General features: G+C 68.7%; 16 protein-coding genes. 9 read left to right on the forward strand and 7 right to left on the reverse strand.

Annotation, left to right across the window (positions count from 1 at the left end; genetic code table 11):
• Nucleotides 1-8: 8 nt before the first annotated feature.
• Complete coding sequence (locus tag KOD61_RS01925) at nucleotides 9-392, reverse strand: YciI family protein (RefSeq protein WP_215219403.1); 384 nt, start codon at nucleotides 390-392, stop codon at nucleotides 9-11.
• 109 nt (nucleotides 393-501) lie between these two features.
• On the opposite strand from KOD61_RS01925, the gene KOD61_RS01930 reads away from it, so the two are divergent.
• Complete coding sequence (locus KOD61_RS01930) at nucleotides 502-924, forward strand: YciI family protein (protein ID WP_215219404.1); 423 nt, start codon at nucleotides 502-504, stop codon at nucleotides 922-924.
• A 62-nt stretch (nucleotides 925-986) separates the two neighbouring features.
• A complete protein-coding gene (locus KOD61_RS01935) occupies nucleotides 987-2279 on the forward strand; it encodes an RNA polymerase sigma factor (RefSeq protein WP_215220238.1) in 1293 nt (430 codons plus the stop codon).
• Here KOD61_RS01935 and KOD61_RS01940 read toward each other — a convergent pair.
• On the reverse strand, nucleotides 2263-2829 hold the full coding sequence (locus tag KOD61_RS01940) for an NADPH-dependent FMN reductase (RefSeq protein WP_215219405.1): 567 nt from the start codon (nucleotides 2827-2829) through the stop codon (nucleotides 2263-2265). The genes KOD61_RS01935 and KOD61_RS01940 overlap by 17 nt on opposite strands.
• A gap of 161 nt (nucleotides 2830-2990) precedes the next feature.
• Here KOD61_RS01940 and KOD61_RS01945 point away from each other — a divergent pair, with 161 nt between their 5' ends.
• The 3 genes from KOD61_RS01945 to KOD61_RS01955 all read left to right on the forward strand — a co-directional run bounded on the left by KOD61_RS01945 (nucleotide 2991) and on the right by KOD61_RS01955 (nucleotide 5561).
• Nucleotides 2991-3929: an ABC transporter ATP-binding protein gene (locus KOD61_RS01945; protein ID WP_215219406.1), complete on the forward strand. Its 939-nt coding sequence runs from the start codon at nucleotides 2991-2993 to the stop codon at nucleotides 3927-3929.
• Nucleotides 3926-4687 carry an ABC transporter permease gene (locus KOD61_RS01950; protein WP_215219407.1) on the forward strand — a complete coding sequence of 254 codons (762 nt, stop codon included), beginning with the start codon at nucleotides 3926-3928 and terminating at the stop codon, nucleotides 4685-4687. The genes KOD61_RS01945 and KOD61_RS01950 overlap by 4 nt, the downstream gene beginning before the upstream one ends.
• An 82-nt stretch (nucleotides 4688-4769) precedes the next feature.
• On the forward strand, nucleotides 4770-5561 hold the full coding sequence (locus tag KOD61_RS01955; protein WP_251370623.1) for a ZIP family metal transporter: 792 nt from the start codon (nucleotides 4770-4772) through the stop codon (nucleotides 5559-5561).
• A 30-nt stretch (nucleotides 5562-5591) separates the two neighbouring features.
• Here the strand turns inward: KOD61_RS01955 and KOD61_RS01960 are convergent, their stop codons facing one another.
• From KOD61_RS01960 to KOD61_RS01975, 4 genes are all read right to left on the reverse strand, one after another.
• A complete protein-coding gene (locus KOD61_RS01960) occupies nucleotides 5592-6491 on the reverse strand; it encodes a manganese catalase family protein (RefSeq protein ID WP_215219408.1) in 900 nt (299 codons plus the stop codon).
• 148 nt (nucleotides 6492-6639) lie between these two features.
• On the reverse strand, nucleotides 6640-8202 hold the full coding sequence (locus KOD61_RS01965; protein ID WP_215220240.1) for an SDR family NAD(P)-dependent oxidoreductase: 1563 nt from the start codon (nucleotides 8200-8202) through the stop codon (nucleotides 6640-6642).
• A gap of 126 nt (nucleotides 8203-8328) precedes the next feature.
• Entirely contained in the window at nucleotides 8329-9939 is a 1611-nt protein-coding gene (locus tag KOD61_RS01970) for an MFS transporter (protein WP_215219409.1), read from the reverse strand.
• Nucleotides 9936-10202 carry a DUF3297 family protein gene (locus KOD61_RS01975; protein ID WP_215219410.1) on the reverse strand — a complete coding sequence of 89 codons (267 nt, stop codon included), beginning with the start codon at nucleotides 10200-10202 and terminating at the stop codon, nucleotides 9936-9938. The genes KOD61_RS01970 and KOD61_RS01975 overlap by 4 nt, the downstream gene beginning before the upstream one ends.
• Nucleotides 10203-10476: 274 nt before the next feature.
• Here KOD61_RS01975 and KOD61_RS01980 point away from each other — a divergent pair, with 274 nt between their 5' ends.
• The 3 genes from KOD61_RS01980 to KOD61_RS01990 all read left to right on the forward strand — a co-directional run bounded on the left by KOD61_RS01980 (nucleotide 10477) and on the right by KOD61_RS01990 (nucleotide 11817).
• On the forward strand, nucleotides 10477-10686 hold the full coding sequence (locus KOD61_RS01980; RefSeq protein WP_036194962.1) for a cold-shock protein: 210 nt from the start codon (nucleotides 10477-10479) through the stop codon (nucleotides 10684-10686).
• A 191-nt stretch (nucleotides 10687-10877) separates the two neighbouring features.
• The gene (locus KOD61_RS01985; protein WP_215219411.1) at nucleotides 10878-11066 is read left to right on the forward strand and encodes a hypothetical protein; all 189 of its coding nucleotides are present in this window, start codon (nucleotides 10878-10880) and stop codon (nucleotides 11064-11066) included.
• Between the two features lie 91 nt (nucleotides 11067-11157).
• Nucleotides 11158-11817, forward strand: a complete 660-nt coding sequence (locus KOD61_RS01990; RefSeq protein ID WP_215219412.1) for a DsbA family oxidoreductase — start codon at nucleotides 11158-11160, stop codon at nucleotides 11815-11817.
• A gap of 3 nt (nucleotides 11818-11820) precedes the next feature.
• Here the strand turns inward: KOD61_RS01990 and KOD61_RS01995 are convergent, their stop codons facing one another.
• Entirely contained in the window at nucleotides 11821-12120 is a 300-nt protein-coding gene (locus KOD61_RS01995; protein WP_215219413.1) for a DUF3247 family protein, read from the reverse strand.
• A 162-nt stretch (nucleotides 12121-12282) separates the two neighbouring features.
• Between KOD61_RS01995 and ku the strand changes: the two genes are divergently transcribed.
• Nucleotides 12283-13242 carry a non-homologous end joining protein Ku gene (gene ku / locus KOD61_RS02000; protein ID WP_215219414.1) on the forward strand — a complete coding sequence of 320 codons (960 nt, stop codon included), beginning with the start codon at nucleotides 12283-12285 and terminating at the stop codon, nucleotides 13240-13242.

The raw sequence follows: 13242 nt of genomic DNA on the forward strand, positions 1-13242 counted from the left end.
GCAACGGCTCAGGCGACGGCGGCGCCGACCCGCTCACGCACCGCCTGCATGTCACGCACCGGGCGCACCTCGATACAGCCGGTCTGCGCCCACGGGAACTCCGAGGCGATGCGCACCGCCTCGTCCATGCTGTCGGCCTCGATCAGGTTGAAGCCGGCCAGCACTTCCTTGGTTTCGGCGAAGGGACCGTCAAGCACCTGGGTGCGTCCGTCGCGCACCCGCACCGCGCGGGCCTTGCGGTAGGACTCGAGTTGCTGCGATTGCAGCAGCCGGCCTTCGCGCGCCATCCCGTCGGCCTTGTCGAAGCAGTCCTTCATCCGGGTATCGAACTCGCCCGGCGGCAGGGCGTCCAGCAGCGCGTCGTCGGTGTAGACCAGCAACAGGAATTGCATCGCGGTGTCCGGTGTGGGGTCGGCGCGATGATGCGCGAGCCCGGCCGGCATGTCGATTTGGCACGCCCCCGTCCGTCGAACGGTCAACAGCCACGAACGGGAGAACGAAATGCGTGTGATGGTGATGGTCAAGGCTACGGCGGATTCGGAGGCCGGCGTCATGCCCGGCGAGCAGCTGCTGGCCGACATGGGGCGGTTCAACGAGGAGCTGGTCAACGCCGGGGTCATGCTGGCGGGTGAAGGCCTGCACCCGAGTTCGCGTGGCGTGCGGGTGCGCTTTTCCGGCCGCGAGCGCAGCGTCATCGATGGCCCGTTCGCCGAGACGCGCGAGCTCGTCGCCGGATTCTGGCTGTGGCAGGTGCGCTCGATGGACGAGGCGATCGAATGGGCGCGCCGCTGCCCCAATCCGCACGCCGGCGAATCGGAGATCGAGATCCGGCCGGTGTTCGAGGAAGAGGACTTCGGCGCCGAGTTCACGCCCGAGCTGCGCGAGCAGGAGCAGCGCCTGCGCGAGCGGCTGGAGCGGCGTTGACGGCGGCGTGCGTCGCGCCGCCGGCTTGTGGCGGGACGGCGACGGTGGTGTCATCGGTTTCGATGGAAACCGACCCGGCATCCCGCGACGTCCACCGCACGATCGACGCGATCTGGCGGATCGAATCGCCGCGGGTCATCGCACGCCTGGCGCGCATGCTGCGCGACGTCGGCCTGGCCGAGGATCTCGCCCAGGACGCGCTGGTGGCGGCGCTGGAGCACTGGCCGCGCGACGGGGTGCCGGACAACCCCGGTGCCTGGTTGATGACCACCGCGCAGCGGCGCGCGATCGATCGCATCCGCCACGACACTCTGGTCCGCGAACGCCACGAGCAGTTCGGCGAAGCGCTTGAGCCGGCCCCCATGGACACGCCCGACAACACCGCGCGCCTGGACGACGACATCGGCGACGACCTGTTGCGGCTCATGTTCACCGCCTGCCACCCGGCGCTGCCGGTCGAGGCGCAGGTTGCGCTGACCTTGCGCCTGCTGGGTGGGCTGACCACCGCCGAGATCGCGCGCGCGTTCCTGCAGCCCGAGCCGACCGTCGCCCAGCGGATCGTGCGGGCCAAGAAGACGCTGGCGCGGAAGCAGGTCGCCTACGAGGTGCCGCGCCGCGCGGAGTTGCCCGAGCGGCTCGCGGCGGTGCTCGGCGTGGTCTACCTGGTCTTCAACGAGGGCTATGCCGCGACCGCGGGCGACGACCTCATGCGTCCCGCGCTATGCGACGAGGCCTTGCGGCTGGGCCGGGTGCTGGCCGGACTGGCGCCGGGCGAGCCGGAAGTGCACGGCTTGCTGGCACTGATGGAGATTCAGGCCTCGCGCGCGCGATCGCGCACCGGTCCGGACGGCGCCCCAGTCCTGCTGCTGGACCAGGACCGTTCGCACTGGGACCGGCTCCTGATCGGCCGCGGACTGGCATCGCTGGCGCGTGCAGAGCAGTTGGGGGGTACCGACGGCCCCTACGCGTTGCAGGCGGCCATCGCGGCCTGCCATGCACGTGCGCTGCGCGCCGCCGACACCGACTGGCCGCGCATCGCCGCTTTGTACGCCCGGCTCGCCGCGGTGACCGGATCACCGGTGGTCGAGCTCAACCGGGCGGTGGCGCTGTCGATGGCAGAGGGGCCGGCCGCCGGACTGGCACTGGTGGAGGCGTTGCAGGACGACCCGGCGCTGGCGGGCTACCACCTGTTGCCGGCGGTACGTGGTGACCTTTTGCACCGGCTGGGCCGCCAGGACGAGGCGCGCGGGGAGTTCCAGCGCGCCGCGGGGATGACCCGCAACGAGCGCGAGCGCACCCTGCTCGAGCAGCGCGCGCGCGAGTGCGGGGACGGGACGGTCAGCCGTGCTTGCTGACGTGCTTGCTGACGTGCTTGTTAACCCAGGCCAGGAACGCGTCCATCCAGCCCTGCAGGAACTCCCGGCTGCCTTCGCCAACCTGGCCATCCTCGGTGAACAGCCCGTCCTTGACGTGGATGAAGGCCTCCGGCTGCCCCAGTGTCGGCATGTCGAGGTAGGCCAGGATGTTGCGCAGGTGCTGCTGGGCCAGCGCGCTGCCGATCGAGCCGATCGACGCGCCGATCACCCCGGCTGGCTTGCCGGCCCATGCGCTCTGGCCGTACGGGCGCGAGGCGTGGTCGATGGCGTTCTTGAGCACGCCGGGCACCGAACGGTTGTATTCGGGCGTCACGAACAGCACGCCGTCGGAGGCACTGATGGCCGCCTTCAGCCGCTTGACCGGTTCGGCCTGGTTGGCGTCGTCGTCCTGGTTGTACAGCGGCAGGTCTGCGATCTCGGCGAACTTGAAGGTGACGTCGGACGGCGCCAGCTTGACGAGCGCCTCGGCGAGCTGGCGGTTGAACGATTCGCGGCGGAGGCTGCCGACGACAACCAGGATCTGGCTCATAAAGGGCTCCGGTGAAGGGATGGCGTGGGACGGATGAGCTTGGCCGCTCCCGGGTTACTGTCCCGTCAATGGGACGTTGCCTCCTCCATCGCGGCCTTTATCCCTATCGCCGCAGGCCCCACGCTAGGGCGTGAACCGCTGCCAGGAAAAAGGATCTCCGCGTGCAACCCGTCGTCTCCGTGCAGAACCTCACCAAGACCTACGCCTCCGGCTTCCGTGCCCTCAAAGGCATCGACCTGGACATCCGCCGCGGCGAGATCTTCGCCCTGCTCGGACCCAACGGCGCTGGCAAGACCACGCTGATCAGCATCATCTGCGGCATCGTCAACGCGACCAGCGGCACCGTGCTGGCCGATGGCCATGACATCGTGCGCGAGTTCCGCGCCGCGCGGTCGAAGATCGGGCTGGTACCGCAGGAGCTGTCGACCGACGCGTTCGAAAGCGTGTGGGCGACCGTGCGCTTCAGCCGTGGGCTGTTCGGCAAGGCGCCCGACGACGCCTACCTGGAGCAGGTGCTGCGCGACCTGTCGCTGTGGGACAAGCGCGACAGCAAGATCCTCGCGCTGTCGGGCGGCATGAAGCGGCGCGTGCTGATCGCCAAGGCGCTGTCGCACGAGCCGACCATCCTGTTCCTCGACGAACCCACCGCCGGCGTCGACGTCGAACTGCGCCACGACATGTGGCAGATGGTGCACCGCCTCAGGGAACGGGGAGTCACCATCATCCTGACCACCCACTACATCGAGGAGGCCGAGGAGATGGCCGATCGGATCGGGGTGATCAACAAGGGCGAGCTGGTACTGGTGGAGGACAAGGCCGAACTGATGCGCAAGCTCGGCAAGAAGCAACTGGTGCTGACCCTGCAGGAGCCGCTCGGGTCCCTGCCGGTCGCGCTGCGCGGACTGCCATTGGAACTGTCGCCGGACGGTACCGCGCTGACCTACACGTACGACGTGCAGGGCGAGCGCACCGGCATCGCCACCCTGTTGCGGCAGTTGGCCGACCACGGCGTGGACTTCAAGGACCTGCACTCCAGCGAGAGCTCACTGGAGGAGATCTTCGTCAGCCTGGTGCGGACGGCGCGGGAGGAGGCGGCATGAACCTCCACGGCATCAGGGCCATCTACCGGTTCGAGATGGCGCGCACGTTCCGCACGCTGACCCAGTCGATCGCCTCGCCGGTGCTGTCGACGTCGCTGTACTTCGTGGTGTTCGGCGCGGCGATCGGCTCGCGCATGGGGGCGATCGACGGCGTCAGCTACGGCGCCTTCATCATCCCGGGCCTGATCATGCTGTCACTGCTCAACGAGAGCATCTCCAACGCCTCGTTCGGCATCTACATGCCCAAGTGGTCGGGCACGATCTACGAGCTGCTGTCGGCGCCGGTGTCGTACATCGAGGTGGTGGTCGGTTACGTCGGTGCGGCGGCGACCAAGTCCCTGATCCTCGGGCTGCTGATCCTGGCGACCGCGCGCGTGTTCGTGCCCTACGAGATCGCCCATCCGGTGTGGATGCTGTGCTTCCTGGTGCTGACCGCGGTCACCTTCAGCCTGTTCGGTTTCATCATCGGGTTGTGGGCCGACGACTTCCAGAAGCTCCAGGTGATCCCGCTGATGATCGTCACCCCGCTGACGTTCCTCGGCGGAGCGTTCTACTCGATCAACATGCTGCCGCCGGTGTGGCAGAAGATCACCCTGTTCAATCCGGTGGTGTACCTGATCAGCGGGTTCCGCTGGAGCTTCTACGGCGTGTCCGACGTCAACGTCGGTATCAGCGTGGCGGCCATCGTCGGCTTCCTGCTGGCCTGCCTGGTGGCGGTGTGGTGGATCTTCCGCACCGGCTGGAAGCTCAAGGCCTGACGGCGCGTTGACGGCGCTCCCGCACACTGCGCCCCACCGTGGCTGGCGAACCGGGATGACAGGATGAACGCAGGAGCCGTGCGTGGCACTGACCGCGATTGATGCCTCGCCGGTGCTGGCCGCGCTGCTGGGCGGCTCGCTGGCGGCCCTGGCGACCGCGGCGGGGACCCTGCCGGCCCTGTTCGCGCGGACCATCGAGCGCCGTACCCAGGACACCCTGCTGGGCTTTGGCGCCGGCGTGATGCTCGCCGCGACGGCGTTCTCGCTGGTGTTGCCTGGCATCGAGGCGGCCCGCGCACAGGGCGCCGGCGACTGGAGCGCCGGCCTGCTGGTGGGCCTGGCGATCCTGTCTGGCGCGGCGCTGGTGATGGCGATGGACCGGCTGCTGCCGCACGAGCATTTCATCAAGGGCCCCGAAGGGCTCTTTTCGCCGCGGCTGCGGCGCACGTGGCTGTTCGTCTTCGCGATCGCCCTGCACAACCTGCCCGAAGGCTTGGCGATCGGCGTCGCCTACGCGACCGGCATCGACCAGGGCCATGCACTGGCGACCGGCATCGCGATCCAGGACGTCCCCGAGGGCCTGGTCGTCGCCATCGCGCTGATTGCCGCGGGCATGGCGCGGGGGCCGGCGGTGCTGGTCGGGATGGCTTCGGGGCTGGTGGAACCGGTCGGCGCGGTGGTGGGCGCCAGCGTGGTGCTGGCACTGCCGATGCTGTTGCCGGTCGGGCTCGGGTTCGCGGCCGGCGCGATGCTGTTCGTGGTCAGCCACGAGATCATCCCCGAGTCGCACCGGCAGGGTCACGAGAAGTTCGCCACCACCGGCCTGATGATCGGCTTCGTGCTGATGATGCTGCTGGACACGGCACTGGCCTGACGGCCGGTGCCGTATCCCCGCATCGGTGCCTCAGCGCTTCTTTTTCTTGGCAGCGTCCGCATCTGCGGCGCCCAGGTCGGCACCGGTCGTGGGGTCCGACTTCGGGTCCGACTTCGTACGTGCGGCCATCTGCTTGAGGGTTTCGACCTGCCCTGCCGACAGCTTCACCGAGGACAGGCCGTCGCCGCCGTCCATCGCCAGGTGCTGTTCGCGATCGGTGACGTAGTTGAAGTTCTCGTCGCTGTTCCACGAGCCGCGCATGTCGCCGTCGCCCTGGGACGTGTTGACGTAGGTGTCGGCGAACTCCGGCTTGCCCGGCAGCTTGCCCGGCGGGAAGTTCGGCTGGATCGCGTACAGCGCCTTCTCGAACGACTGCTGGTGGGCGATCTCGCGCGTCATCAGGAAGCCCAGCGCATCCTTCACGCCCGGGTCGTCGGTGACGTTGATCAGGCGCTCGTAGACGATCTTGGCGCGCGCCTCGGCGGCGATGTTGGAGCGAAGGTCGGCGGTCGGCTCGCCGATGCTGTCGACGTAGCCCGCCGTCCACAGCTGGCCACCGGAATTGATCAACGCGGGGCCACCGCCGAACAGCACCTGGGTCACGTGCGAGCTGTTGCCCGCGCCCTGCAGCTTCCGGAACAGCTCGGCTTCCTCGTCGACCGCCTCGGCCAGCTCGCCCTTGGCGCCCTTGTTGAGCATCGCCACGATGGTGCCGATCACCTCCAGGTGGCTGAGCTCCTCGGTCGCGATATCGAGCAGCATGTCCTTCCGGCCCGGATCATCCTCGGCCATGGCCTGGGTGAAGTAACGCATCGCCGCGGCGAGCTCGCCCTGCGGTCCGCCGAACTGCTCGAGCATGAGGTTGGCGAGGGCCGGATTGGCCTCCGAGACGTGGACCGAGTACTGCAGGCGCTTGTTGTGGGCAAACATGGATGGCTCCTCCGCGGGTCTGGAAGTGCCTCCCGGCGTGGGGACCGGGAAGCCGGCCGCCGATGCGGTCCACACCGACTATCCGGCCGGGCGGTTAAGCACCGGCGAACGAACCATGCGCTGCGCGTGACGACGTCCTGACCGCCCGCTACCAGTCGGTCGGGCGGTAGTCCTTCAGGAACTGGCCCCAGACGTGGGTGCCGGTATTGATGCCGTCGATGATCGGATCGACGATCCGCGCGGCGCCGTCGACGATGTCCAGCGGCGGGTGGAAGCGCTCCTCCACCACCTTGCGCGCCGCCAGGCCGGCCGGATCCTCGTCGGTCACCCAGCCGGTGTCGACGCTGTTCATGTGGATGCCGTCGCCGTGGTAATCGGCCGCCGCGGTGCGCGTCATCATGTTGAGCGCCGCCTTGGCCATGTTGGTGTGCGGGTGCCGGGTGGTCTTGAAGTTGCGGTAGAACTGCCCCTCCACCGCCGACACGTTGACGATGTGCTTGTCGCGGCCGGGGGTGCGCAGCATCAGCGGCTTCAGTCGCGCGTTGATCAGGTACGGCGCGATCGCGTTGACCAGCTGGACTTCGAGCAGCTCCACCGACGGCACCTCGGCCATGCGCAGCCGCCAGGAGTTCTTCTCGCGCAGGTCGACCTGCTGCAGGTCCTGGTCGAGCCGGCCTTGCGGGAACAGGTGCTGCTGCGCGAGCAACTCTTCCGGCAACAGCGGCAGCTGCGACAGCTCCGCGGCGCGGGTGAGCCCCGGGGCATGGCCAAGGGCATCGCGCGTTGCCGGCGTCGCGGCATCGCCCGGCAGCATCTCGGCACTGCGCAGCCCTTCGTAGCTTCCAAGCAGGCCGCGCACCTGCTCCGGCATCGCGTCCAGTGCCGCGGTCTCGCCTTCCATCATGTGGGCGTAGAACTCGGGTGGGCGACGCACGGTCTGGCAGGCGTTGTTGACGATGAAGTCCAGCCGCGACCGGGTCTTGAGCAACTGCGCGCAGAACGCCTCGACACTCGGGGTGTGGCGCAGGTCCAGGCCGAACACCTCCAGCCGGTGGCCCCACTGGTCGAAGTCGGGCTCGGCGGCGTAGCGGGCAGCAGAATCGCGCGGGAAGCGCGTGGTCACGATCAGCTCGGCGCCGGCGCGCAGCAGCTTCAGCCCGGCCTGGTAGCCGATCTTGACCCGGCCGCCGGTCAGCAGCGCGACCCGGCCGCGCAGGTCGGCCAGCTCGGTGCGCTTGTGGAAGTTGAACTCCGCGCACTCCGGGCACAGCTGGTCGTAGAAGTGATGGATCACGCTGTACTTCTTCTTGCACACGTAGCAGTGCTGCGGCTCGATCGCCTCCGCGTGCGGCGGCTGGTCGGCGTCCACGTCGCGCGGCTGGAAGTCCTGCGGCGGGAAATAGTTGGGCGTGGTGAATACCGGCTTGCGCCGCAGCTCACGGATGCCGGTGCGGTTGAGCAGCGCTTCCTCGCGGCTGACGCGTGCGGCGTGCTGTTCCTTCTTCGCCGCCTTCTGGCGCTGGCGGCGGGCCTGCCGGTCGGGATGGTAGGCGCCGGCGATCGCGCGCTGCAGGCGTTCGCGGTCGTCCTTGGGCAAGGCATCGAGCACCGAGTGGTCGGTCCCGACCAGTTCGAGCAGTTCGGCGGCCGCGCGCATGCGGTCGAGCAACGGGGTGTCCGACGGTGCGTCGGGCGGCGGCGTGGCGGTCATGGTGGTCAACAGGTGGTCCGTGGGGTTTGGTGCGATGGTTTGCCGCGGGGCAAGCCGGCTGCGTCAGGAAATGGAGCGGGCCGCGACGGTCCGCTTCCGGTCAGTGGAGGGGCAGGGCGCGCGTGCTCAGGGCGAGTGCCCGGCCAACGCGTGCTGGATGTCCTCCAGCCGGTGGCCGCGGGTTTCGATGCCGCTGCGCAGCAGCATCGCCGCCGAGATCGCCATCGGTACCGCGATCAAAATGGCCGACAGCGACAGGTGGGCGAACAGCCCGGCCACCCCGAGCCCGGCGCCCAGTATGCCGCCGAACTTCGAGCTGGCCGCGATCACGCCGGCGCCGGTGCCGCGCAGGTGCACCGGATAGATCTCGGCCGCGTAGGGAATCAGCATCGCGATCACCCCGCCGCTGCTCACCAGCAGGGCGACGGTGGCGGCGGTGGTCGCGGCGGCCGAGCGCAGCGCCGCCATTTCGATCGCGGCGAATGCGAGCAGTGACACGACGGTCAAGGCGATGAACAGCACCAGCGAGCGGATCGTGCTCCAACGGTGGTAGAGCCAGACCACCACGCCGATGCCCGGCAGTGCCAGCAGCGCCGACTGGGCCAGCAGCGCACTGGCTGCCCGGGAATCGACGCCCAGCTGGACCAGGTTGACCGGCAGCCACAGCACGAACCCGAACGTCACCAGTCCCCAGCCCACCCCACAGGCCGCCAGGCCCCAGCTGATCGCCGCGTGGCGGCCGCGCAGCAACTGGCGCCAGGTGGCGAGCGGGTGGCGCTCGTCGATCACCGGCGCGCCCGGGTGGGCGTCATCGTCGGGCTGGGCCCCGACCGTGCCGGAAAACTTCGCCAGCACCTCGCGCGCCTGCTGCTCCAGCCCGGCGTTGGACAGGAAGCGGGGTGATTCGGGGATCAGCCGGTTGAGCGCGATGATCAATGCGCCGGTCGGCAGGCCGAGCAGCCACAGCGCCCGCCAGCTCAGCAGCGGCTCCAGCCACGTCGCAGCGCCCGCGGCCGCAAGGTAGCCGGCCGAGGTGCCGATGCCCCCCAGCGCGACCAGCAGCCAGCCGCGCTGCGCCGCCGGGATGGTCTCGGCCATCAGGGTGAAGGTGATCGGCAGCAGGCCACCGGCCGACGCCCCCATCAGGAAGCACATCGCCAGGTTCCACTCGAATGCCGGCATCGCCCCGCAAATCGCGGTACCCATGAACATCAGCGCCGACAGCAGGATGGCGGCGCGGCGGCCGAACAGGTCGGCCATCCGCCCCCAGACCACCGAGCCGATCGCGGTGCCGACCAGCGCGACCAGCGCCAGCCATCCGGCCGAGCGCTCGCTGATCCCGTACTCGTCGGTCATCCCCGGGATCACGAAGCCGAGCGTGGCCGGCTTCATCACGTCGACCGTCAGCGCGACCACCAGCACCAGCACCAGCTTCCAGTGCTCGCGGTTGAGCGGCACGCCGTCGGCCACGTGGAAGTGCAGGTGGTCGCCGCCGGCCAGCGCCTGCCGCATCTGCGACAGTCGCGGCATCAGCCCGTAGAAGGCCAGCAGCAGGCCGGCCGGGATCATTGCCATGCCGGCCAGCATCCAGCCGTCCATCGGCATGCCCACCATCTGCCAGTGGGTGTGCCGGCCCATCATGAACATCGGCATGTGCGAGAACACGCCGGCCACCAGCAGTGCGCACCCGGCCCAGAAGGCGACGGGGTGGTGGAATGACAGGCCGTTGGATTTCACTCGGCGGGACTTTCGCTGTCGCCGGCCGTATCGAGGAAATAGGGTTCGACGGTGCCCTTGACCTTCATCGTCATCGGCTGGCCGCGGCGGTCCAGCGACTTGCCGACGGGCAGCTTCACCCATCCCTCGCTGACGCAGTACTCCTCGACGTTATGGCGCTCCACGCCGTTGAAGCGGATGCCGATGCCGCGTTCCAGGGTGGCGGCGTCGTGATGCGGGCTGCGCGGATCGGTGGCGAGGCGGTCGGGCGGGGTGTCGGTCATCGGCTGGGTCTCGTTGGGGTGGCGCCGGCCACGGGCGCACAGGATAAGGCGCGGGCCCCGGCTGAACAGGGACTCGGGGTCGTTCCACGGGGGCGGTTGCAATCCTGCGCGGGCCGGGCTAGGGTGCGCGTGCTGCTTGCCAGGGTCACCGTGAATCGTGGCCCGATGCCGTAGATCCCTGATCCGCTACATCGTTGCACCTCGCTTACTCCTTGCAACCAGCACACCACCGCGCAAGCGGTATTCCAAAAAAACTGTTCCAAGGAGCAAGAAAATGTCGAACCGTGAAACCGGTACCGTCAAGTGGTTCAACGATGCCAAGGGCTTTGGCTTCATCTCCCGCGAGAATGGCGAGGACGTGTTCGTTCACTTCCGCGCCATCCAGGGTCAGGGCTTCAAGTCCCTGCAGGAAGGCCAGAAGGTCAGCTTCACCGTCACCCAGGGCCAGAAGGGCCTGCAGGCTGACGCCGTCGAAGCGCTGTAAGGCATCGATCGGAGCGGACGCTTCGGCGGCCGCAACGTGATCCAGGAAAGCCCGGCTTAGGCCGGGCTTTTCTTTTGGCCGACCCCAGGGGTGACCGTCCGGCACCCGGCTTCGCCCGCGTTGACCGCGCATGGCCGGCAACAGTGGTACACCTCGGTGCCCGCGGCCTCGCCGCATCAGCAGGAGCCGAGATGAGCAAGTTCCATCCGCCGGCGTCGCCCGCCGACGAAGTCCGCACCGACCAGGGTGAACTGCGCAAGCCCGACGACCGCGCCGACCAGCCCGGCCAGGGCGCCAACCTCACGCCCGCATGGCAGCAGCGCCGTGGCGACGGCGCGCCGCCGCCGGAGGAGCTGCAAACCGAACGCCCCGAGGAGTGAACCGCCCGGCCACGCGCCCCGGTGGCGCGGCGGCATTGCGGACAGGGTCCGCCGGCCGCATCTACTGACCGACCTTCCAGGGAGCCCCGCCATGTCCACGCCGGTTCGCATCGACTTTGTCTCGGACGTCTCCTGCCCGTGGTGCGCAGTCGGGCTCAAGTCGCTGCAGCAGGCGATCGACCGCGTCGGTGATGCGGTGGACGTCGAGCTGCACTTCCAGCCATTCGAGCTCAACCCCCGGATGCCACCGGAAGGCGAGGACAGTGACGAGCACCTCGCCCTCAAGTACGGCGCAAGCGCGGAGCAACTCGCACAGAACCGCGAGGTGCTCCGGCAGCGGGGTGCCGCGCTGGGCTTCGAGTTCAACCGGCGTAGCCGCGTCTACAACACCTTCGACGCGCACCGGCTGCTGCACTGGGCAGGCACCCTCGGCCGGAGCCAGGAACTGGCGCTCAAGCAGGCGCTGCTGCGGGCGTATTTCACCGACGACCTGGACGTGTCTTCGCATGAGGTGTTGGCCGACGCGGCCGCCACCGCCGGGCTGGACCGTGACGAGGCATTGCAAGTGCTCGGTTCCGATCGCCACGCCGACGACGTGCGGGCGCGCGAGCAGCTCTATCAGCAGCGCGGGATCAGCGCGGTGCCGTCGGTGATCATCAACGACCGCCACCTGATCCAGGGCGGCCAGCCGGTGGAACTGTTCGAGCAGGCGCTGCGGCAGATCGCCGCCGAAGGGCCAGCGAACGGTTGACGGTCACTCCGGGTCCAGCCGCCGCACCTCGCGGATCCGGTCGACCCACAGGTCGCGCCAGCCGGCGGATTCGGGATGGTCCAGCGCCGGTTGCTCGATCCTCACCACCGCGTTCATTCCTTCGCGCCCGTCGGGGCCGAAGAACATCTGCGCGATCGGCCGGGCGGCGACGATGCCGGTGACCTCGCTGCCGTCCTCCAGCCCCAGCAGGACATGGGCGCCGTTGGGCAGCCGCTCGATGTTGCGCTGGATCGCGGCGATGGCGTCCGGGTCGGTATGCACGCGCTCGGCATTGCGGGTCATGGGGGTCTCCTGCGTGGCTTGCCCGGACGCTAGCGCGGGCAGCCGCAAGCCGCGGTGAACCCGGCAGGCGACCGCGCGGGCGCAACGCCGGCGATTCAACGCGCGCGTCACATTCATCTTTTGATACTCGACGGCCCGCACTGCACTGCGCAGGAGCCCGCCATGGCCCGCCCGATCTGGTCCGGCACCCTCTCGTTCGGCCTGCTCAACATCCCGGTCTCGCTGATGTCGGGCGAGCGCAAGACCGACATCTCGTTCCGGATGCTCGATTCGCGCAACAACCAGCCCATCCGCTACGAGCGCGTCAACGCCGAGACCGGCGAGGAAGTCGCCTGGAAGGACATCGTCAAGGCGTTCGAGTACGACAAGGGCAGCTACGTCGTGCTCGAGCCCGACGACATCAAGTCGGCCGCGCCCGAGAGCCACGACGCGATCGAGGTCGAGGCCTTCGTCGACGTGGAGTCGATCGGTCCGCAGTTCTTCGAGAAGCCCTATGTGCTGGTGCCGGCCAAGAAGGCCGAGAAGGGCTACGTGCTCCTGCGCGAGGCGCTGGCGCGCACGGGCAAGATCGGCATCGCCCGGGTCGTCATCCGCACGCGCGAGAGCCTCTGCGCGGTCATGCCGCAGGACAATGCGCTGCTGCTGATGATGATGCGGTATCCCCAGGAGCTGGTGGACATCGAGGAGTACCGCATTCCCGAGGGCAAGAGCGCGGACTACCGCATCACCGACAAGGAGCTGGAGTTCTCCGAACAGCTGATCCAGACGATGTCGGGCGAGTGGGAGCCGGGGAACTACCAGGACGAGTTCCGCCAGCGCCTGCAGGACGTCATCACCAAGCGCATGAAGGACAAGGGCGTGGTCAAGCACGACGACGAGGAGCCGGCGGTGCACGACCACGCGGCCACCAACGTGGTCGACTTCATGGAGCTGCTGCAGCAGAGCATCGCCAAGAAGAAGCGAACCCCGGCCAAGAAGGCCGGCAAGGCGGCCGATGCCGACGACGGGAAGGAAGCCAAGCCCAGGAAGACAGCGAAGAAAACGGCCAAGAAGGCCGCGGCCAAGAAGCCCGCCAAGAAGGCCGCAGCCAAGAAGAAGTCCGGCGGCAAGAAGGCGGCCTGA

The sequence above is a fragment of the Lysobacter luteus genome, assembly GCF_907164845.1.
Lineage (GTDB): Bacteria > Pseudomonadota > Gammaproteobacteria > Xanthomonadales > Xanthomonadaceae > Novilysobacter > Novilysobacter luteus.